Here is a 20,355-nt window from a genome sequence, read left to right as displayed (position 1 = left end):
GCCCGCGGCTAGCCCTCCGGGACCGCCACGACGCGGTTCTGGTACGCCCACACCACGGCCTGCAGGCGCGACCGCACCCCGAGCTTCGGCAGCATCCGTGCCAGGTGCGACTTCACGGTGGAGACCTCGACGACGAGCTCCGCCGCGATCTCCTCGTTCGACATGCCCTGGGCCAGCAGCAGGAGCACGTCGCGCTCCCGGGCGGTGAGGACCTCGGCGGCACGGTCCCCGGTCACCGGCTGCAGGCTCCGGCGGGAGACGAACTCCCGCAGTACCCGCCGGGTCAGGGACTGGTCGATGGTGCCGTTGCCCGCCGCGACCTGCCGGACCGCGTCGACGATCACGTCGGGCTCGGCGTCCTTGAGCAGGAAGCCGGACGCCCCGGCCTCGAGCGCGCCGAACACCAGGTCGTCGAGGTCGAACGTCGTCAGCACCAGCACGGGTACCGCGGGGTCGGCACCGGGAGCGCAGAGCTCCCGGGCGACCTCGATGCCGTTCCGCACCGGCATCCGGATGTCGAGCACCGCGACGTCGGGCCGCGTGCTCCGCGCCAGGGCCAACGCCTCGCCGCCGTCGGCCGCGACGCCGACGACCTCGACGTCGGGCTCCGCGGCGAGCAGCGCCGACACCCCGGCGCGCACGAGCGGCTGGTCGTCCGCCACCAGGACCCGGATCACCGGCCCGCCTCCGCCTCGGAGCGGGGCTCGCGACCCAGGACGAGGGTCACCGCCCAGCCGCCGTCGTCGGTCGGACCGGTCTGGAGGCGCGCCCCGACCAGGTCTGCTCGCTCACGCATGCCACGCAGGCCGTTCCCGCCTGCTGCCGTGCTCCCCGACGCCGGTGCGGTGGGCGCCGTGTTCACGACACGGAGCGTCACCTGGTCGGCGTCGCGGTCGTCCACGGTCACGGTCACGCGCGCACCGGGAGCGTGCAGGGCGGCGTTCGCGAGGGCCTCCTGGACGGTGCGGTATGCGGCGAGCTGCGCGAGCGGGCCGACGCCGTCTGCGAGCGGTGGTGTCCCGTCGCCGGTCGCACTCCTCGCGGTCGCGTCGTCGGCCGCGCGGGCGGGGGCGGGCAGGACCTCGAGGTGCACGTCGGAACGGTACCGTGCGCGCTCGACCAGGTCGGCGACGCCCGTCACGGTCTCGACGGCACGTTCGGCGGGGGAGTCGTCGCGGAGGAGCCCCACCAGGCGGCGGAGGTCCTCGAGCACCGCGGTGCTCTGCTCCCGGACCTGGCGGACGCCCTCGTGCGCGCCGGCCGGGTCGACGTCGATCTGCCGGTCGATGACCGCCGACATGAGGGCGATCCCGGACAGGTGGTGCGCGGCGATGTCGTGCAGCTCACGGGCCATCGCGGCACGCTCGCGGGAGACGGCCGCGTCGACCCGGGCGTCCTGCTCCCGGACGGCCGCGGAGGCCTCGGCGGCACGGGCGTCGGCCTCGGCGGTGCGGGCGTCCGCGGCGACCGCACGGGCCTCGGCCTCCGCGCGGCGGGCGGTGCGGACCTCGCGCCGGGACCGGACCACCAGGGCGACGACGAGCGGGATGCCGACGGCGCCGAGGGCCTGCAGCACGCCCTGGCCGGCCCCGTCACGGACCGCCTCGGCGAACTCGTCGCCGTGGGGGCCACTGCTGACGGCGACCCGGTGCCACCCGGTGCCGAGGGCCACGAACACGGCCGCGCCGACGAGGGCCGGCCAGGTGCGGACCAGCGGGGCCCGGAGGGCGGTGGTGACGACCGCCACGACCACCGGCAGCGCGGTGAGCCCGAACAGGTCGTCGACCTGCGGTACGGCGATCGCGGGCAGCAGGGGGAGCGCCGCGACGAGGAGCAGCACGGTCCGGGGTGCCCGTCGTGCCGCGAGCAGCACGGCGGACTGGGCGAGGAGCACGAGGGCGAACACGGTCCACGGCACGCTGCCCACCGGCGGGGCCGTCACCGGGGCGCCGAGCGTGTCCGGGTCGGCGGCGTCGAGGGGCGGCAGCCCGAGCAGCAGGCCGAGCGACACCACCGCGGTCAGGGCCGCGACGAGGACGTCGGTGCGCCGGCCGGCGCGGGGATCAGCGGGTGCCATCGTTCGATCCTACGAGGCGGGCGTCGGCCGACCCGGGCAGGTGATCCGCGCCTCCCGACCGGGGTCCCGACGGTCCCGGGTAGCCGAGCCGCCCGCGGGTGGCGACCACCAGCACGACCGCGGCCACCGTCGAGACGATCGCCAGGCCCTGCATCATCGTGCCCGCGGTCATCCCCGGGTACATGTCCGCCCACAGCGTCGAGATGGTGTTGTTCACCCCGACGTGCAGCAGCAGGGCGATCGGCAGGCTCTCGCCGGTGCGGTTGAAGACCCAGGTCATCACGACGTTGAAGGTGATGGTGAAGAGGGCGAACACGAGCGGCTCGCTCCAGTGCGCGTCCGGCCAGCCGCCCCAGTCGCTGAGGTACAGCGGCATGTGCCACAGCGCCCACAGCGGGCCGAGCACCGCCGCCGACCCGAGCGGGCCGAAGCGCTCCTGCAGACGGGGGAGGGCGAAGTCGCGCCAGCCGGGCTCCTCCGACAGGCCCGTCGAGAACACCTGGACGACCAGCCCGGGGACGAGCGCGAGCAGGGCCAGCGCGCTCGGTGCCTGCACCTGCCCGCCGGCGAACGGCAGCCCGGTCAGGACGACCAGCGCGGGCACCACGACGAGGGCCAGGGCGTACCAGCGCCACGACACCCGCCAGCGCCACAGCCGCCCCACCCAGCGACGCAGACCCGGACGGCCGTCGGCGAGGGCGGTCACGAGGAACGCGCTGCCGAGCGGGCCGAGGAGTGCGCCGGGCAGGATCCCGGTGAACTGCGCGGTCCCGAGGAACTCCGGGAAGTGCAGGTCCCACACACCGAGGCCGTGCGGGCTGAGGATGTACGGCACCCACGCGAGCCAGCTCAGACCGAGGGCCAGGACGGCGAAGGACAGCAGGGGGTGGCGGGCCACGAGGCCCCGGAGGCCCGGGTCGGCGGTGTGGTCGGTTCCGGTGGTCGGCCGGCCCGTCGTGTCGTCGGGCCCGGTGGTCGGCCGGCCCGTCCTGTTCGTGTGGTGATCGGTTCGGTTCGTCATGACGTCGACGCTAGGAAGCCGCGCGTCGCCGGACGACCGGCGGAGGGACGCACCGTGCAGGGTGCATCCGAAGGGTGCAAGCCCGGCCCGCGTCGGGTCGGGCTGCGTACCGTCGGGGACATGACCACCACCGTCCTCGTCGCCGGCGCCACCGGCGACCTCGGCACGCGCATCGTCCGTGCCCTCCTCACCCACGACGCCCACGTCCGCGTGCTCACCCGCTCGGCGTCGTCGCCCGCCGCGGCGCGGCTCGTCGCCGAGGCCGGCGGGGACGGTCCCACCGCGGGGGAGTCGCGGCTCTCGGTGGTGGAGGCGTCCTACGACGACCACGCCGCGCTCGTCACCGCGCTCGCCGGGGTCGACGTCGTCGTCTCGGCGGTCAGCGGCACCCGACCGGTCATCGTCGACGCGCAGACCGCGCTGCTCCGCGCCGCGGTGGACGCCGGGGTGCGACGGTTCGTGCCGTCCGACTACTCCGCCGACTACCGGTCCACCACCCCGGGGACGAACCGGAACTTCGAGCTCCGCCGCGAGTTCGCCGCCACGCTCGACGCCGCCCCGGTCCGGGCGACCTCGGTGTTGAACGGTGCGTTCACCGACATGCTCACGGGCCAGGCGCCGATGATCCTGTTCGGACGGCGCCGGGTGCTGTTCTGGTCCTCCGCCGACCAGGTGCTCGACTTCACCACCAAGGACGACGTCGCCCGCACCACCGCGCACGTCGCCCTCGACCACGAGGCCCCGCGCGTCGTCGAGGTCGCCGGCGACCGCGTCACCGCACGCAGCGTCGCCGACACCCTGTCGCGCCTCACCGGCACCCGGTTCCGCACGCAGTGGGCGGGGACCACGGGCACCCTCTCCGCGATGGCACGCATCGGACGCCGCCTGTCCTCCGACGACCCCGCCGACCCCTTCCCCGCGTGGCAGGGCATGCAGTACTTCGTCACCATGTTCAGCGGCGAGGGGGAGCTCCACCACGTGCGCGACGACCGGTACGGCGACGAGCACTGGACCACGGTCCGCGACGTCCTCGCCGCCCACCTCGGCACCGACCGCGCCTAGGCTCGAGGACCGTGTTCGCACTCCACCACCTGTCCGCCCAGGAGCTCTGGGACTGGATCCGCCGAGGGGACGCCACCGCCCTCGAGGTCACCGACCACTACCTCGAGCGGATCGCCCGACTCGACCCGACGCTCGGTGCGTTCGTCACGGTCACCGCCGAGGACGCGCGCGACCGGGCCGCCCGGCTCGGCGACCTCGTCCCGACGTCACGACCGCTGTGGGGGATCCCCACGGGCGACAAGGACCTGTACGACCGCGCCGGCGTCCCGACCCGCAGCGGTTCCACCACGCTCCCGGTCGTGCCCGCGACCGTCGACCACCCGCTCGTGTCGGCGCTCGCCGCGGCCGGGACCGTGAGCCTCGGCAAGACGTCGTCGCCCGAGTTCGGGATGTCCTCGTCGTCGGAGACCCGGTTCGGCGTGACCCGCAACCCGTACGACACCGAGCGGGCGCCCGGTGGGTCGTCGAGCGGGGCCGCGGTCGCGGTGGCGGCCGGCCTCCTGCCCGCCGCGGTCGGCACCGACGGCGGCGGCTCCGTGCGGATCCCCGCGGCGGCGACGGGGCTCGTCGGGCTGAAGCCGAGCCGTGGCCGGGTGCCGTCGATGCCCGGGCGGAGCGGCCTGGGCGGGTTGAGCGTCGCCGGGCCGATCACCCGCACGGTCGCCGACGCCGGGATGCTCCTCGACGCCCTCGTCGTGCCCACCGGGGTGCCGGAGCGCGTGCCGTACGCCCTCGTCACGCCCGAGGTCGGCGAGGGACCGTTCACCGCCGCCGCCGTCCGGGGCGAGGGGCGCTTCACGGTCGGGGTCCTCGACGGGTCTCCCTGGGACGACACCGTCGACGTGGTGGTCGACCCGGCCGCACGGGCCGCCGTCGAGACCGCCGTGCGCGTGCTCGGCAAGGTCGGGCACGGCGTGGAGGACCTCGCGATGCCGCGCCTGCCCTACGCCGACGCGTTCCGGGTGGCGTGGGAGTCGAGCGCCGCCGGGCTGCCCCGGGTGCCCGGCATCGACCTCGCGCAGGCGACGCCGCTCGTGGCCTGGCTCGTCGAGCGCGGACGGGCGTTGACCGCCACGCAGGTGCTCGACGCGATGGCCGCACTCGACGCGTTCTCGGTCGGGCTCGTCCGCGCGTTCGACCGGTTCGACGCCGTGCTCACGCCGACGCTCGCCCTGACGCCGAGGCCGCTCGGCTGGTACGGCGACGACCCCGAGGAGGACTTCCGCCGGCAGTGCGCCTACTCGCCGTGGACGTCGATGGCGAACGTGTCCGGGCTCCCGGCGATCACCCTGCCCGTCGGGGCCACGGATGCCGAGCACCCCGACGGTGCCGGACTGCCGATGGGCGTGCAGCTCATCGGCCGACCCGGCGGCGAGCGCGTCCTGCTCGCGATCGGCGCCCAGCTCGAGCGGCGCCTGCGCTGGCAGCGGCGGCACCCCGCCTGCTGGTGAGGCGGCCACCCCGCCGCCCCGACCGTCGCCCGGCGACATCGCCGACGTCGTACGACAGCGATTCTGTCGCAGCATCCGCACGCATCGACCGCGTACCGGAGGAACCCGTGTGGTGATCAGCGAGCGACATCGCGGACGTCGTACGACAGCGGCGGTGTCGCATCATCCGCGTGCATCGACCACGTGCGGGGGAGGACCGGGTCCTGCGACATCGCGGTCGTCGTACGACAGCGGCGGTGTCGCACGACAGCGGCACCACGACGCCCCGAGCCCGAACCCGCGCCGAGCCCCCGCGCCGAACCCCCGCGCCGAACCCCGCGCCGCGCCCCCCTACGACAACGTCGGCGCCGCCGCCACCAACGCCCGCGTGACCGGGTGCCGCGGCTCGTCCAGCAGCCCGACCGGCCCGTGCTCGACGATCCGCCCCTCGGACAGCACCGCCACCGTGTCGCACAGCCGCTGCACGACGCCGATGTCGTGCGACACGAGCACCAGGGTCAGCCCGAGGTCCTCGGCGAGCGACCGGAACAGCTCGATCACCCGCGCCCGGACCACCACGTCGAGGGCGCTCATCGGCTCGTCCCCGAACAGGATGCGCGGTCCGTGCACGACCGCCCGCGCGATCGCGATCCGCTGCCGCTGCCCGCCGGAGAACTCGTGCGGGTGCCGCTCGACCGCGTCGGCGGGCAGGTCGACCCGTTCGAGCACCCGGCGCACCAGGTCCCCGTGGTCGCCCGGCACCCGGAGCGCCCGCAGCGGCTCGCCGACGATCGAACCGACGCGCATGCGCGGGTCGAGCGAGGCGTAGGGGTCCTGGAACACGACCCCGGTCTCGCGACGGAACCAGCGCGTCGCAGCCGCGGAGGCGGACGCGACCACCGGACGACCGGAGGCCTCGACGGTCCCTGCGGAAGGTGCCTCCAGACCGGCGAGCAGCCGCACCAGCGTCGACTTGCCGGACCCGGACTCGCCCACGATGCCGAGCCGGGCGCCGGGGGCGACCGTCAGGTCGACGCCGTCGACCGCGGTCCGGACCGGGCCGGGCTCGAACGGTCCGCGACGGGGGAGCCGGTACGTGCGGTGCAGGCCGGACGCCACGAGCACGGGCGCGCCCGGGACGGGTGCGGGGCCGGAAGCACGTCGGGGGTCGGTCACGGGGTCCTCCTGGCGGTCGCGCGGGCCGCGTCGACGAGCGCGACCGTCGCGGGGTGCCGGGGCGCGTCGAGCAGCGTCCGCACCGGACCCGCCTCGACGACGCGGCCGGCGTCGAGCACGACCGCGGTGTCGGCGATCCGGGACAGCACCGCCAGGTCGTGCGTGACGAACAGCATGCCGGTGCCGCGCTCGGTCGACAGGTGCTCGAACAGGTCGAGGATGCGGGCCTCGGTGGTGACGTCGAGCGCGGTGGTCGGCTCGTCGGCGACGAGGTAGGCGGGGGAGCCCGCCATCGCCATCGCGATGCAGATGCGCTGCCGCTGTCCGCCCGACAGCTGGTGCGGGTACTGCCGCAGCAGCGACACCGGGTCGGGCAGGCCGACCGCGTCGGCGAGGGCGACCGCGGCGGTGCGCGCCGCCCGGCGGTCGAGGCCGCGGTGCAGCCGCAGCGGCTCGGCGACCTGCGCGCCGACCCGCCGTAGCGGGTCGAGCGCCGTGCCCGGCTCCTGGAACACCATGCCGATGCCGGACCCGCGGGTGCCGGCCCGCTCGCGGTCCGGCAGGCCGACGAGTTCGCGTCCGTCGAGTCGGATGCTGCCGGTCACCTCGGCCCCGGTGGGCTCGAGGCCCATGAGGGCGAGCGAGGTCATCGACTTGCCGGAGCCGGAGGCGCCGATGACGCCGACGCGTCGGCCGGGAGGCACGGTGAACGTCACGTCGTCGAGCAGCGTCCGCCCCGCGGCCCGCACCGTGAGTCCGCGGACCTCGAGTCCGGCGCGCTGGTCCGGCCCGGTGGGCGGTGCCGTCCGGTCGTGCCGTCCCGTCCCGTCGCGGGTTCCCGTACCGGGGTGCGGCTGGCGGTCGTGGTCGGTCATGCGGTGACTCCGGGGGTGGTCGTGGCGTCGGAGCCGGGCGCGCCGCCGGCGGTGCCGCGGACGGCGCTCCCACCGGTCGGGGCGTCGGTCGCGCCACCGGCGCTGCCGCGGGCCGGGCCACCGCCGGCCGGGCCGTCGGGACGGCCACCGCCCCCGCTGCCCGCCGCACGGTCGCCCGTGGTCAGGCGCGGGTCGGTGGCGTCACGCACCGCGTCGCCGAGCAGCGACAGCGCCGCGACCACGAGCGCGATGGCCGCTCCCGGCCAGGCGGCGCTCCACGGGTGCACCCCGACGTAGGTCTGCAGGTCGGCGAGCATGCTGCCCCACGAGGCGGTGTCCGACCCGGCGCCGTAGCCCAGGTACGACAGACCCGCCTCGGCGAGCACCGCGGTGGCCATCGCGAGGGACAGCTGCACGGTGAACAGCGGTGCCGCGTTCGGCACGAGGTGGCGGGTCAGCACGCCGAGGGGTCCGACGCCCGAGGCCCGCGCCGCGACCACGAAGTCGCTCCGGGCGATCCGGCGGATCTCGCCGCGGGCGACCCGGGCGATCGTGACGCCGAACGACAGCCCGACGCTCACGACGACGACCCCGAGCGACCCGCCGAACACCGCGGTGAGCAGCATCGCCGTCAGCAGGGTCGGGAACGCCACGAGGATGTCGAGCAGGACCGCCGTGCCCTCGCGGACCCAGCGGGCCGTGAGCGAACCGACCGCCGTCAGCACGATGCCGACGACGCTCGCGATGACGCCCGACCCGACGGCGACGAGCACCGTCGTGCGGGTCCCGGCGAGCAGGTAGCTCGCGATGTCCCGCCCGGAGGCGTCGGTCCCGAACCAGTGCGCGGCGCTCGGCCCCGACCACTGCCGGAACGGGTCGGTGCGGAACGGGTCCTGCGGCGTCCACACCAGCGAGACGAGCGCCAGGACGACGAGCAGCCCGAGCACGACGACCGCGAACACGCCGGTCGGGCGGGCGAGGAGTCGGCGGATCACTCGTGTGCCTCTCGCTGTCGCGGGTCGAGCACGCGGTGCAGGACGTCGACCGCGAAGCCGACGAGCAGCACGAGCCCGGTGAGCACGAGGAGCTCGGACTGCACCTTCGTGACGTCGCGCCGTCCGACGTCGGTGACGAGCATGCGCCCCACCCCGGGGAGCGAGAACAGCTGCTCGACCACGACGGCCCCGACGAGCAGGCCGGCGATCTGGACCCCGAGCACGGACAGCACCGTCAGCGCGACCGAGGGCAGTCCGTGCCGCACGAGGGCCTGCGTCCGGCTGAGCCCGATCGCGGCCGCGGTCCGGACGTGGTCGGCGTCGAGCACACCGAGCGTCGCGGAGCGGGTGAAGCGGAGGATCACGGCGCCCTCGACCGCACCGATGGTCAGCGCGGGGAGCACGAGCGCGGCGAACGCGCGGCCCGGTTCGCCCCAGCCGTCGAGCGGGAAGCCCTGCGGCGGGAGCCAGTGCAGCGTCACGGCGAACAGCGCGATGAGCAGCAGCCCGGCCCACACGATCGGCACGGCGGCGACGGCCTGCGCGACGAACGCGATGACCGCCCCGCCCGCACGGCGCCGGAGCACCGCGGCGAGCACCCCGAGCGGCACGCCGAGCACGAGCGCCGCGGCGAGCGACATCCCGGCGAGCGGGAGCGTCACCGACAGCTTCTCGGCGAGCTCCGGGGCGACCGCGCCGCCGGTCACGAGCGACCGTCCGAGGTCACCGCGGAACAGTCCGCCGATCCAGTCGGCGTACTGCACGACGACCGGCCGACCCAGTCCGAGCTGCTGCCGGAGCGCCTCGACCTGCGCGGGCGACGACTGCGTGCCGGCGACGACCTGTGCCACGTCGCCGGGCAGCACCCGGAGCGTGGCGAAGACGATCACGCTCGCCACGAACAGGCCGACGACGAGCAGCAGCAGCCGCCCGAGCAGGAAGCGTGTCACCGCACCGCGAGCTTCGACAGGTCCAGGCGCGAGTTCGTGCCGTCGTAGGGCACGCCGGTCACGCCCTTCCGGACGGCCGTGATCGCGGTCGCGGTGTACAGCCACTCGCCGGCGGCGTCCTCGCTGACGATCTTCGCGGCTGCGCGGAGTGCTTCGTCCTTCGCCTGCTCGGTGGTGGCGGCGACGGACTGGGCGTACAGCGCCTGCACCTGCGGGTTGTCGTACCCGAAGTAGTAGTCCGGGTTCGCCCAGTTGCCGAAGTCGCGGGACTCGACGTGGTTGACCATCGACAGGTCGAAGTCGTGCTGCTCGAACACCTGCGACAGCCACGTGGCGAAGTCGACGCGCTTGACGCTCAGGGTGATCCCGACGTCGGCGAGCTGCGACTTCAGCACGTCGCCGATGGTGGCCGCGTAGATGTTCGGGTACGTCAGCGTGAGCTTCAGGTCGGTGGCCCCGGCCTCGCTGAGCAGCTGCTTCGCGGCGGAGGGGTCGTACGCGTCGACGTCGGTCAGGTCCTGGTAGCCCGGGTCGAGCTCGGGGATCGGGCCGCCCTGCGGCACGCCGGTCCCGCCGATCGCCTTGATGAGCGCCTTCGGGTCGATCGCCTGGCGGATCGCCTTGCGGATGCGCACGTCGGTGAAGGGTGCCTTGCGGTCGTTGAACGCGAGCGTGTACTTGTCCGTCGTCTTCCCGGTGTGCAGCGCGATGTCGCCGTTGCCCTCGAGCTGGCTCTTCAGGGTGCCGTCGACCGACGTCTGCACGTCCAGGTCACCGGCGGCCATCGCGTTCACCGCGGCCGAGCCGTCGGTGATGTACCGGAACTCGATCTTCGCGACCTTCGCCTTCGTGCCCCAGTAGTCGTCGTTGCGGGAGAAGACGAGCGCGTCGCCCTGCTTCCAGCTCGACACCTCGTAGGGTCCCGTGCCGTTCGCCGAGTCCGACAGGTCGTTCTTCGCGGCCTTCTCGAGCACGAGCCCGGCGCGGCCGGTCAGGTTCCAGAGCAGGTCGGAGTCCGGCTTCGACAGGCGCAGCACGACCTGGTCGGCGGACGGCGACTCGATCGACGCGACGTTCGCGAGCTGCGCGGAGTCGACGTACGACGCGTCGTCCCTCACCTGCTGCAGCGACCACACCACGTCGGCTGCGGTGACGGGCTTGCCGTCCTGGAACGTCGTGCCGTCGCGCAGCGTGAACGTGTACGTCAGGCCGTCGGCGGAGACCTCGTGCTTCGCGGCGAGCACGTCGCGGATGTCCCCGTCGGAGCCCGACCGGCCGACGAGTCCCTGGTACACGTTGTCGATGAGCACCTGGTCGAGCGCCGCACCCGAGGTGGTGCGGATGTCGAGGCTGGTGGGCTCGAGCACGAGCCCCACGCGGACGGTGGCGTCGTCGCCACCGCGCTCGGCGGACGAGCCGGAGCAGCCGGTCAACGCGAGGGCCGACACGACGGCGACCGCGGTGCTGACCAGGGCGACGCGTGCTGCGCGGCGACCGGGTCGGGGGAGGAGCGGACTCATGGTGGTGGGTTCCTTCCGGGCGCGTGGGAGCGACGGTCGTCGCGTCGCGCTCGCACGAGGTTACCGGCGACGGGTGCCGTCGGGGGACGGTTCTTCGTCGGGGTGCAACAATCCCGAGTCCTCCGCCCATGCCCGGATCGCCGCCGCCAGTTCGAGGGGTGCCTGGTTCTGCACCGCGTGCCGGGCGGTGACCGTGACGATGCGCGCGTGCGGCAGGCGCTCGGCGAAGCCCGCGTGCAGCTTCGGGGACACGTAGCCGCGGTCGCCGCGCACGAGCAGCAGCGGCACGCGCAGGGCCTCGAGGTCGGGCCAGGCGTCCGCGAACCGGCCGACCGACGCGGTGCGGCCGGCGGGCAGGTGCGGGAAGTGGTGGCGGCGGACCAGGCGCCCGTCGGCTCCGAGCCGGGTGGTGTGCCGGGCCTCGCGCCGCAGCACCTCCCGGTCGTCGCCGACCCTGGCCTCGACGGCGCGGTCGACGACCTCGTCGAGCGACGCGAACGACGGCTCGTCCTCGAGCGCGCGGGCGATCCGGTCGACGGCCCGCTGCGCGAAGTCCGGCGACATGTCGACGAGCACGAGCCCGGTGACGCGCTCGGGCGCGAGCGCGGCCAGCCGCGCGGCGAGGATCGCGCCGAGCGAGTGCCCGACGACGATGCCCGGTGGCACCGCGAGCGCGTCGAGCGCCGCGAGCACGTCCGGCGCCGTCACGGCCGCGCCGTAGTCGGCGTCGTCCCGCCAGGACGACCGACCGTGCCCCGGCAGGTCGAGCGCGACCGCCGGCTCGCCGACGGCGAGCGCGGTCTGGTCGAAGCTGTGCGCGTCGATGCCGAGCCCGTGCAGGTAGGTGATCCGTGCCTCCCGGCCGTCCGCCGTGTCCCAGCGGATCGCGGCGGTCTCGCGTCCGTCCGTGGTGGGGACCACCTGCCTGGAGGCGCGGAGCGGCTCCGTCACGCCGCTCGCGGCGGCCAGCGCGGCCAGGTCCGAGAATTCGTCGTCGTGTTCGTGCACGGGGACGATCCTCGCACCGCCGGGAGGTACCCCGATCCACCCTGTTCCACCCTGGAAGCCTTAGGTAAGGCATGCCATACTCGTCGCGTGGCAGCCCGGTACCGCGTCTTCTCCGTCCGCGTGACGGCCGTGTCCGCGCTGACCCCGCACTTCGTCCGGGTGACCCTGGCCGGCGACGCCCTCGCCGAGTTCTCCGCCGTCGGCCTCGACCAGCGGATCAAGGTCGTCCTGCCGATCCCGGGCGTGGGGTTCACCGACCTGCCCGACGGCGAGGACTGGTACGCCGCGTGGCGCGCGCTGCCCGACGCCGTGCGGAACCCGCTCCGCACCTACACGGTCCGCTCCTTCCGGCCCGACGCGCGCGAGCTCGACATCGACTTCGTCGCCCACGGTGACACCGGCCCCGCGTCGCGGTGGGTCTCGGAGTGCCGCGTCGGCGACGAGCTCCGGATCGTCGGACCGGCCGTGCCGGAGTCGCCCGCCGAGCTGCCGGTCGGTGCCGCCGAGTTCGCCCCGGGCGACGCCGGACGCATCCTGCTCGCGGGCGACGAGACCGCGGCGCCGGCGATCTGCGCGATCCTCGAGGCGCTCGACGTCACGGCGGTCGGGCACGTGTTCATCGAGGTCCCGACGGACGCCGACCGGCTGCCGGTCTCCGCGCCCGCCGGGGTCGAGGTGCGCTGGGTCGCCCGGAACGGCGCCGCGCACGGTGTCCGGATGACCGACCACGTGCACGCCTGGGCGTCCACGGTGGGACGGACCGCGGGGGCCGTCGTGGCTGCCCCGGGCACCGCGGTGTCCTCGACCAGCTCGGTGTCCTCGACCAGCTCGGTGTCCTCGACCAGCTCGGTGTCCTCGACCGCCTCGGTGTCCTCGACCGCTTCGGTCGACGTGCTCGCCGCACTCGAGGCGGACGACCGCTCCGACGAGCAGGTCCTCTGGGACGTGCCGGCCCCGACCGCCCACCGCCCGGTCTACGCCTGGATCGCGGGCGAGGCGGGGTGCGTCAAGGAGCTCCGTCGACACCTCGTGCGGAGCGTCGGACTGGACCGGAAGCAGGTGGCCTTCATGGGCTACTGGCGCCGCGGCAAGGCCGAGCACTGAACACCACCACGGTCACCCCGACCACGGCGCTCGGCGCCCGGGGCCTGACGCTCGCGTACGACGACCGCGTGGTCGTCTCCGGGCTCGACGTCGACGTGCCGGACGGCGAGCTGACGGTCGTCGTCGGCCCGAACGCGTGCGGCAAGTCGACGCTGCTCAAGGCCTTCGCCCGCACGCTCACACCGACGGCGGGCACGGTGTACCTCGACGGCGCGCCGATCACGTCGTACCGCCCGAAGGCCGTCGCCCGTCGGGTCGGCATGCTCCCGCAGACACCGATCGCCCCCGAGGGCATCACCGTCCGCGACCTCGTCTCCCGCGGGCGGTTCCCGCACCAGGACCTGCTGCATCCGTCGTCCGGTTCGGACCGGGTCGCCGTGCAGGCAGCGCTCGACCAGACGGACACCGCGGCACTCGCGGACCGGAGCGTCGGCGAGCTGTCCGGTGGCCAGCGGCAGCGAGTGTGGATCGCGATGGTGCTCGCGCAGGAGACCGACATCGTCCTGCTCGACGAGCCGACGACCTTCCTCGACATCGCCCACCAGTACGACGTGCTCGAGCTGGCCTCGACGCTGCACGCGGCCGGGCGCACCGTGGTCGCCGTGCTGCACGACCTGAACCAGGCGGCGCGCTACGCGACGCACCTCGTGGCGATGCGGGCGGGCGAGATCGTGGCGCAGGGGAAGCCCGGGGAAGTCCTCACCGAGGCCCTCGTCGAGGACGTCTTCGGGCTGCCGTGCATCGTCGTCCCCGACCCGGAGACCGGCACGCCCCTGGTCGTCCCGCGGCGCCGCGCGGCCTGACGGGCGCTGCGCCCGGGCGCGCGTGTGGCGGCCGCTCGCGTGCCGAGCGTTCGTGCGTCGCGCGTTCGTGCGCCGCGCCAGGTTGTCACGTCGAGCGGGCAGGACACGCCGCTCACGTGTGCCGTGCGGGTGAATTGCGTCGCCGGAGGACGCCGAGCGAGCCACGTCTGGCTCGCTCGGTGGTGGGTGACGCGTCAGCCGGTGTAGCCGCCGTCCTCGAGGCCTGCCTCGACCTCGAACCGGTTCCGCAGCGGGTCCCGCCCGGCGATCCAGTACAGGACCGGCATCGCCATCCCGTACCGCCGCCACTGCTCGACGTGCACACGTTCGTGGCGGAGGACCCGGTCTCCGTCGTTGTCCCGCGTCAGGTACACCGACCCGACGCAGGTGCCGCCGCGGCGGAACACCCAGCGGGGGAGTCCCGAGCAGACGACCAACCCGTCGACCACCCGGACGCGGCCGGTCGACAGCGGCAGTCCGATCGCGAGACCGACCGCGGTCGCGACGAGCCAACCGGCCCGCGACACCGGGGAGTCGAGGAACGGGTTCCGCACCGCTACTCCGGGCGGCCGTACGTCTCGAGCAGGCGGAGCCAGATCTCGTTCATGGTCGGGTACGCGGGCACGGCGTGCCACAGCCGGTCGACCGGGACCTCGCCCACGACCGCGATCGTGGCGGCGTGGAGCATCTCGGCGACGTCCTGCCCGACGAACGTGACGCCGACGACGATCCCGCGGGACTCGTCGACGACCATCTTCGCCCGGCCCGTGTAGCCGTCGGCCTGCAGCGCGGAGCCGGCGACGGCACCGAGGTCGTACTCGACCGCACGCACGTCGATGCCCTGCTGTCGAGCGGCCTCCTCGGTGAGGCCGACGCTCGCGACCTCGGGGTCGGTGAACGTCACCTGCGGGACGGCCGCGTGGTCGGCGGTGGCGACGTGCGCGCCCCACGGCTCGGTGTGGACCGGACGACCCTGGTGACGGGCGGCGATCGCCTCGCCGGCGGCACGGGCCTGGTACTTGCCCTGGTGGGTCAGGAGTGCGCGGTGGTTCGCGTCACCCACGGCGTACAGCCAGTCGGTGCCGTGCACGAGCATCGTGTCGTCGACCTGCAGCCAGTCGCCCGGGGTGAGCCCGACGGTCTCGAGGCCGAGGTCGGCCGTGTGCGGGGAACGACCGGTCGCCGCGAGCACCTCGCTCGTGACGACCGTGGTGCCGTCGTCGAGGGTGGTGGTCACGAGGCCGTGCTCGTCCCGGTCGACCCGGGTGGGGTTGACGCCCGTGCGGACGTCGATGCCCAGACCGCGCATCGCGTCGGCGACGAGCTCGCCTGCGAAGGGTTCCATCCCGCCGAGCAGGCCGTGGCGGGCGACGAGGGTGACCTTCGCGCCGAGCGACGCCCACGCGGTCGCGAGCTCGGAGCCGGCGACCCCGCCGCCGATGACCAGGAGGCTCTCCGGCACCTGCTGCGCACTCGTGCCCTCGCGGGTGCCCCACGGCTTCGCGTCGGCGAGGCCCGGGACGTCCGGCAGCGCGTGCAGGGAGCCGGTGACGACGGCGACGGCCGCACGTGCGGTGTGCGTCTCGCCCGCGACCTCGATCGTCTTCTCGCCGGTGATGCGCGCGTGGCCGCGGATGAGCGCGATGTCGGCCGACTCGAGCCAGGCGACCTGGCCGTCGTCCTGGTAGTCGGAGGTGAAGGAGTTGCGACGAGCGAGCACCTTCGCGGCGTCGAGCTGGCCCGTGACCGCCTGGGCGGCGCCGTCCACACGCCGTGCTGCGGCGACTGCGTGACCGCTGCGGAGGAGGGCCTTCGACGGCATGCACGCCCAGTACGAGCACTCGCCGCCGACGAGCTCGGCCTCGACCACCGCGACGGACAGCCCGCGCTTGTGGGCGTAGTCCGCCACGTTCTCGCCGACAGCGCCGGCTCCGATCACGATGAGGTCGTAGTCCGTCATGCCGCCGAGCGTATCCGCGGCGCCGGTGGACCGGCCGGGTGCGATGGGTACCGGTCCGGAGGGCGCACCGCACGGGACGCCGGGCTGCGCGCGGGACGCGTGGCTCCGCGTTGGAGGTCGGGCTACGCGCGGGACGCCGTCGTCAGCGCGCCGACCACGCGCAGGATCACGCCGAGGTCGTCCACGGCACGGTCCGGGTCGACCGGTGCGAACCCGGTCAGGGCCGCTCCGACGAGCCGCCGACCACGGGTCGCCGCCTGGACGAGTTCGACCAGGGCGGCCGCGTCGACCCCGAAGGGCACCGGCTCGAGCAGGCCGTCGACCTCGGCCGGGTCCAGGACGTCGAGGTCGACGTGCACGAACACCGACTCGGCCCCGGTCGCTGCCACCGCGGCGGCGAGGGCGTCCGGCGTCGCGGCGTCGACGTCGAGGTGGGTGATCCCGACGCGGTCGAGCGCTGCGGACTCGGCGTCCTCGGTGCCGCGGATGCCGGCGAGCACCACACGCGTCGGGTCGAGGGTCGGGAGGTCGGGGAAGAGGTCGTCCTGTCGGTCCACGAGCAACCGGAGCACGGCGTTCTCGGCCGCGACCGGCTGCGCCCGGTTCAGTGCGCGGTACCCGGTCGACCCGGCGATCCGGACGAACGCGGTGCCGGGGCGGACGAGGACCGTCGCACCGAGGACACTCGCCCCGTCGCCCCCGACCACGAGGACCGGCTCGCTCGCGACGCCGACCTCCTCGGCGACCCGTCCCGCCACCGCGCGGACCGACGTGTAGCGGGCGACGGCGGTCTCGAGACGATCGCCCGCACCGGCGGGGACGTCGACCGTGGTGGTGGCGGCGCGGGGGAGATCGGCTGCGACGGCCTGGGCGCCGTCACCGAGGCGCATCGCCCGGGACGACGCCGAACCCTGCCACTGACCGACGACGAGGAACTGCATCGTCTCAGTCTGTCAGCACGGTCCGACGCCGTCCGGGCGATCCGGTCGATCGGGTCAGATCGACGACGACCCGCCGTTCTTCAGTGCGGCCAGGCGAGCCTCGACCTCGGCGTCACGGCCGACGTCCTCGAGGCTCTCGAACTGCGCGTCGAGGCTCGACGCCTGCAGCTCCTGCTGCCCGAGGACCTTGGCCTCCTCGCGCCGCACCTTCTCCTCGAACCGGGCGAGGTCGCTCGTCGGGTCGGTGATGTCGATGTTGCCGACGGCGTCGTTGACCTTGGACTGAGCCTCGGCGGTCCGCTGCCGCGCGACGAGGCTGTCGCGCTTGCTGCGGAGCTGCTCGAGCTTCTGCTCCATGCCGGCCAGGCCGGACTTGAGCTTCTCGACCTGCTCGTTCTGCGTCGCGAGGGGACCCTCGTTGTCCTTGACCTCCTGCTCGGCCGCGATCTGCTTGCCGATCGCGATCTTGGCGAGGCCGTCGAACTTGTCGGCGTCGGCGGTCTTGCCCTCGGCGCGGTACTTGTCGGCGGCCGCCGAGGCGTTCGCGGCCTTCTGGCCCCACTCGACCGCGGCGCGCTTGTCCTCCTCGTGGTCCTGCTCGAGCAGGCGGAGGTTCCCGATGGTCTGGGCGATCGCCGTCTTCGCGTCGGCGATGTTGTTGGTGTAGTCCCGCACGAGCTGGTCCAGCATCTTCTGCGGGTCCTCGGCGTCGTCGATGAGCTGGTTCACGTTCGCCCGGATGAGCGCCGAGATCCGGCCGAGGATGGTCTGCTTGGCCATTGCGTTCCCTTTCGTGGAGTGTCCTGGTGCTGCTGGTCTGGTCTGCGTGGTTTGGCTGGTCTGCGTCGTCTGGCTGGTCTGGTCGGAGCTGGCTGCTCCGAGTGGTGCGAGTGGTCCTGTGTGGCCCGGTGGTGTGGTCCGGCCCGACCATCCGGGCCCCGGCGGAGCGGGAAGTCAGGTCGCCGGCGCGCGGATCAGAAGCGGCCCCCGCCCGAGAAGCCGCCACCGCCCCCGCCGCCGCCCCCGCCGCCGAAGCCACCGCCGCCGCCCCCGAAGCCGCCAGCCCCGAAGCCGCCCCCACCGAACGACCCGCCCCCGTAGCTGCCCCCGCGTCCGCCGAGGAGTCCGCCGAGCACGATGCCCGTGACGAGTCCGCCGAGCTGCGCGCCGTTCCCGCCGCCGCCCTGCCCGGGCCACCCGCCCATGTCGTCGTTCGCCGCGTCCATCGCCGCCGCCGCGTACTGCTCCGCGGCCCGTGCTGCCTGCACGGCGCGAGCGGGGTCGGTCGTGGCGAGCTCGACCGCGTCGTCGAGCGCCCGCTCGGCTTCGGACAGGCGGGTCCGGGCGGTCGTGCCGACGCCGCCGCGCCGCATCCTGATGAAGTCGCGCGCCTGGCTGATCCGGCTCCTGGCGTCCCGCAGGGCGTCGTCGAGCGCCCGCCGTGCCCGCTCCTGCTGTTCCTGGACGCCACGGGCCGTCGCGAGGGCGGCGTCGATCTCCGTGTTCGCCTTCGTCAGGACGTCCACCGCTGCGACCGGGTCCCGCGGGTCGAGACCCTGGCGGAGCACCGACTCGGCCCGGGAGACCGCGGCGGCGAGGCCGGGGTCGTCCGACCGCATCGAGCGCGCCGCGGCGACGTCCCCCTCGATGTCCGCCCGCATCGCGTCGACCCGTGCCGACGCGTCGGCGAAGGTGCGCTCGGCGGTCGTGGCGCTGGTGGTGAGCTGCTGGACCTGCGCCAGGGCGTGTTGGCCGTCGCGGACCGCGATGACCGCCTCGCCCTTGTCCCCGGCGGCGATCGCCGCGGTGGCTGCACGGGACCGCTCCGTCGCGTAGTCGAGCACCTTCCGGGCCTGGTCGACGTTGTCCGACACCGTGGCGAGCGTCCGGCCGGTGTACGCGGCACGCACCCGTTCGAGTGCGGCGTGCGCCTCGGTGAGGGCGGTCGGGGCCGCCGCCACCGCGGTCGCGAGCGCTGCGGCGGCGTCCTCGACGCCGGACTCGAGGGCACGGAGCTGGTCGAAGGCCTCGGTCTGCTGCTCGATCGCGGCGTGGGCCTGCTGGCAGATGGCGATGATCTGGTTCGCCCACTCCGCGCGCTGCTGGGGGGAGTCGGGGACCTCGTCGTCGAGCTGCTGCTGGTAGCTGAAGGCCTGACGGACGGAGCGCTTCGCCGCGGCGACGGCGTCGGCGAAGGGCTTCGCGGCGTCGGCGCCGAACTGGGCCGTGGCGAACCCGACCTCTTGTTCGGCGGTCTCGAGTTCGTCGTCGATGGTGACCAGGGCTGCGCCGGCGGACCGTTCGAGCCCCGCGAGGGACTCCTGCTGCGCACGGGTGGCCGCAGCCGTCCGGCGCTTGTTCCGGGCCCGGAGGACGAGCACGACCACCACGGCGACGACGACCACGGCGAGCAGGAGCACCCACAGGGCCGTGAGGTCCGGCGGCGCCTGGGTGTCGGCCAGGCCGGTCGCGAACGCCGTCGCCGCGCCCGCCCAGTCCCCGTTGCGCAGCGCCGGCACGGCGTCCTGTTCGTAGGCGGACTGCACGTCGCTGCGGGACAGCGCGGTCTCGTTCGTCTGCTGGACGTCGGCGATCCGGTCGTCGACCGCGACGGACAGGACGATGCTGTCGGAGTCGATCTGGTTCCGCTGCATCACGGCGTCGCCCCAGGCGGTGTGGTCGCTCGGGTTCGTGAAGGTCGGCACGAACACGACGTAGAGCTGCGTCTTCGTGCTGTCGTACAGGTCCTGGACCGACCGCTCGACGCGCGCCCGCTGCGAGCTCGACAGGACGCCCGCGTCGTCGAGCACGTAGGCGCCGCGCAGGTCGACCGGGTCGGTCGCGTGGGCGGCAGCAGCGGGAGCCGTCACCAGCCCGACGGCGAGCAGGACGGCGGCGATCCGGGACACCACTCGACCGACACCCCGGGAGGGTGCGCGGCGGGCAGGTCGTGTCCCCCTGTCACCGCTCGTACCGGGTCGTGCCGATCGGCCGTCCACCGCTCGCATCCGTCCTCCGTTCGTCGCCGGGTGTGCTGCCCGGGACCCCCGGGAGCAGCACCCTGGAGCCGCTGTCGCCCCGATGCTATCCAGGCGACGCACACAGCGGTCGGAGTGTGGACGAAGCGCGGAGGTCCGGCTCCATCTGGAGAGTTTGTCCCCCGTACCGGGGTATGCTGGCGGCCACTGTTCGACGACGAACGGAAAGGGGAGCAGCGATGGAGCGCACAGCCAGCACAGAGGTCGTCCCGCTGGAGGACGGCTACCACCGGGTCTCGACCCCGGCGAGCGGCGTGATCGGGTTCGTCCGGGAACAGGACGGCCGGTACGAGGTCCTGCGCGGTCGGGTCCGTCAGGCCACCAGGTCCGAGGGTGCCTACAGCACCATGAACGTGGCGCTCATCGCGCTCACGCACGCCTGACCCGGGTGCACA

The 20,355-nt window shown here is 74.3% G+C and carries 19 protein-coding genes; 5 read left to right on the top strand and 14 right to left on the bottom strand.

Annotation, left to right across the window (positions count from 1 at the left end; genetic code table 11):
- Nucleotides 1-8: 8 nt before the first annotated feature.
- Genes QOL16_RS09960 through QOL16_RS09950 form a run of 3 tightly spaced genes read right to left on the bottom strand, consistent with a single transcriptional unit; the run spans nucleotide 9 to nucleotide 3,098 of the window.
- Nucleotides 9-677: a response regulator transcription factor gene (locus QOL16_RS09960; RefSeq protein WP_065963015.1), complete on the bottom strand. Its 669-nt coding sequence runs from the start codon at nucleotides 675-677 to the stop codon at nucleotides 9-11.
- Complete coding sequence (locus tag QOL16_RS09955; protein ID WP_065963016.1) at nucleotides 674-2,077, bottom strand: sensor histidine kinase; 1,404 nt, start codon at nucleotides 2,075-2,077, stop codon at nucleotides 674-676. Before QOL16_RS09955 ends, QOL16_RS09960 begins: the two co-directional genes overlap by 4 nt.
- Nucleotides 2,064-3,098, bottom strand: coding sequence for a CPBP family intramembrane glutamic endopeptidase (locus QOL16_RS09950; protein WP_083230274.1), 1,035 nt, complete (start codon nucleotides 3,096-3,098; stop codon nucleotides 2,064-2,066). The genes QOL16_RS09955 and QOL16_RS09950 overlap by 14 nt, the downstream gene beginning before the upstream one ends.
- Nucleotides 3,099-3,218: 120 nt before the next feature.
- Here QOL16_RS09950 and QOL16_RS09945 point away from each other — a divergent pair, with 120 nt between their 5' ends.
- Together QOL16_RS09945 and QOL16_RS09940 are read left to right on the top strand one after the other, a co-directional pair.
- Nucleotides 3,219-4,160 (top strand): NmrA family NAD(P)-binding protein, encoded by a 942-nt coding sequence (locus QOL16_RS09945; protein ID WP_071247271.1) that lies wholly within the window; start codon nucleotides 3,219-3,221, stop codon nucleotides 4,158-4,160.
- An 11-nt stretch (nucleotides 4,161-4,171) separates the two neighbouring features.
- A complete protein-coding gene (locus tag QOL16_RS09940; RefSeq protein ID WP_071283984.1) occupies nucleotides 4,172-5,611 on the top strand; it encodes an amidase in 1,440 nt (479 codons plus the stop codon).
- 330 nt (nucleotides 5,612-5,941) lie between these two features.
- Here QOL16_RS09940 and QOL16_RS09935 read toward each other — a convergent pair whose 3' ends face one another.
- Genes QOL16_RS09935 through QOL16_RS09910 form a run of 6 tightly spaced genes read right to left on the bottom strand, consistent with a single transcriptional unit; the run spans nucleotide 5,942 to nucleotide 12,114 of the window.
- Complete coding sequence (locus QOL16_RS09935; RefSeq protein ID WP_083394984.1) at nucleotides 5,942-6,766, bottom strand: ABC transporter ATP-binding protein; 825 nt, start codon at nucleotides 6,764-6,766, stop codon at nucleotides 5,942-5,944.
- A complete protein-coding gene (locus tag QOL16_RS09930) occupies nucleotides 6,763-7,641 on the bottom strand; it encodes an ABC transporter ATP-binding protein (protein ID WP_083394983.1) in 879 nt (292 codons plus the stop codon). Before QOL16_RS09930 ends, QOL16_RS09935 begins: the two co-directional genes overlap by 4 nt.
- Nucleotides 7,638-8,636, bottom strand: a complete 999-nt coding sequence (locus tag QOL16_RS09925; RefSeq protein ID WP_254780221.1) for an ABC transporter permease — start codon at nucleotides 8,634-8,636, stop codon at nucleotides 7,638-7,640. The genes QOL16_RS09930 and QOL16_RS09925 overlap by 4 nt, the downstream gene beginning before the upstream one ends.
- Nucleotides 8,633-9,586, bottom strand: a complete 954-nt coding sequence (locus QOL16_RS09920; protein WP_065964613.1) for an ABC transporter permease — start codon at nucleotides 9,584-9,586, stop codon at nucleotides 8,633-8,635. Before QOL16_RS09920 ends, QOL16_RS09925 begins: the two co-directional genes overlap by 4 nt.
- Nucleotides 9,583-11,106, bottom strand: a complete 1,524-nt coding sequence (locus tag QOL16_RS09915; protein WP_071283979.1) for an ABC transporter substrate-binding protein — start codon at nucleotides 11,104-11,106, stop codon at nucleotides 9,583-9,585. Before QOL16_RS09915 ends, QOL16_RS09920 begins: the two co-directional genes overlap by 4 nt.
- A 60-nt stretch (nucleotides 11,107-11,166) precedes the next feature.
- Nucleotides 11,167-12,114, bottom strand: coding sequence for an alpha/beta fold hydrolase (locus QOL16_RS09910; protein WP_065964618.1), 948 nt, complete (start codon nucleotides 12,112-12,114; stop codon nucleotides 11,167-11,169).
- Between the two features lie 87 nt (nucleotides 12,115-12,201).
- Here QOL16_RS09910 and QOL16_RS09905 point away from each other — a divergent pair, with 87 nt between their 5' ends.
- Complete coding sequence (locus QOL16_RS09905) at nucleotides 12,202-13,218, top strand: siderophore-interacting protein (RefSeq protein WP_305410791.1); 1,017 nt, start codon at nucleotides 12,202-12,204, stop codon at nucleotides 13,216-13,218.
- Nucleotides 13,219-13,286: 68 nt separating this feature from the next.
- Entirely contained in the window at nucleotides 13,287-14,021 is a 735-nt protein-coding gene (locus QOL16_RS09900; protein WP_370692360.1) for an ABC transporter ATP-binding protein, read from the top strand.
- 194 nt (nucleotides 14,022-14,215) lie between these two features.
- Here QOL16_RS09900 and QOL16_RS09895 read toward each other — a convergent pair whose 3' ends face one another.
- The 5 genes from QOL16_RS09895 to QOL16_RS09875 form a co-directional block, all read right to left on the bottom strand.
- Nucleotides 14,216-14,575, bottom strand: a complete 360-nt coding sequence (locus QOL16_RS09895) for a Fe-S oxidoreductase (protein WP_175473070.1) — start codon at nucleotides 14,573-14,575, stop codon at nucleotides 14,216-14,218.
- A 2-nt stretch (nucleotides 14,576-14,577) separates the two neighbouring features.
- Nucleotides 14,578-15,981: an NAD(P)/FAD-dependent oxidoreductase gene (locus tag QOL16_RS09890; RefSeq protein ID WP_071283971.1), complete on the bottom strand. Its 1,404-nt coding sequence runs from the start codon at nucleotides 15,979-15,981 to the stop codon at nucleotides 14,578-14,580.
- A 122-nt stretch (nucleotides 15,982-16,103) separates the two neighbouring features.
- A complete protein-coding gene (locus tag QOL16_RS09885; protein ID WP_071247278.1) occupies nucleotides 16,104-16,922 on the bottom strand; it encodes an arginase family protein in 819 nt (272 codons plus the stop codon).
- A 54-nt stretch (nucleotides 16,923-16,976) separates the two neighbouring features.
- A complete protein-coding gene (locus tag QOL16_RS09880) occupies nucleotides 16,977-17,702 on the bottom strand; it encodes a PspA/IM30 family protein (RefSeq protein ID WP_065964626.1) in 726 nt (241 codons plus the stop codon).
- A gap of 194 nt (nucleotides 17,703-17,896) precedes the next feature.
- Nucleotides 17,897-19,831 (bottom strand): TPM domain-containing protein, encoded by a 1,935-nt coding sequence (locus QOL16_RS09875; protein ID WP_071284132.1) that lies wholly within the window; start codon nucleotides 19,829-19,831, stop codon nucleotides 17,897-17,899.
- A gap of 308 nt (nucleotides 19,832-20,139) precedes the next feature.
- Between QOL16_RS09875 and QOL16_RS09870 the strand changes: the two genes are divergently transcribed.
- Entirely contained in the window at nucleotides 20,140-20,343 is a 204-nt protein-coding gene (locus tag QOL16_RS09870; RefSeq protein WP_065964551.1) for a hypothetical protein, read from the top strand.
- Nucleotides 20,344-20,355 lie beyond the last annotated feature (12 nt).

Origin of the sequence: Curtobacterium sp. MCBA15_004 (assembly GCF_001865055.2) — a bacterium.
Lineage (GTDB): Bacteria > Actinomycetota > Actinomycetes > Actinomycetales > Microbacteriaceae > Curtobacterium.
The sequence above is the reverse complement of the archived record's forward strand: the minus strand, read 5'-3'. Positions and strand labels throughout refer to the sequence as shown.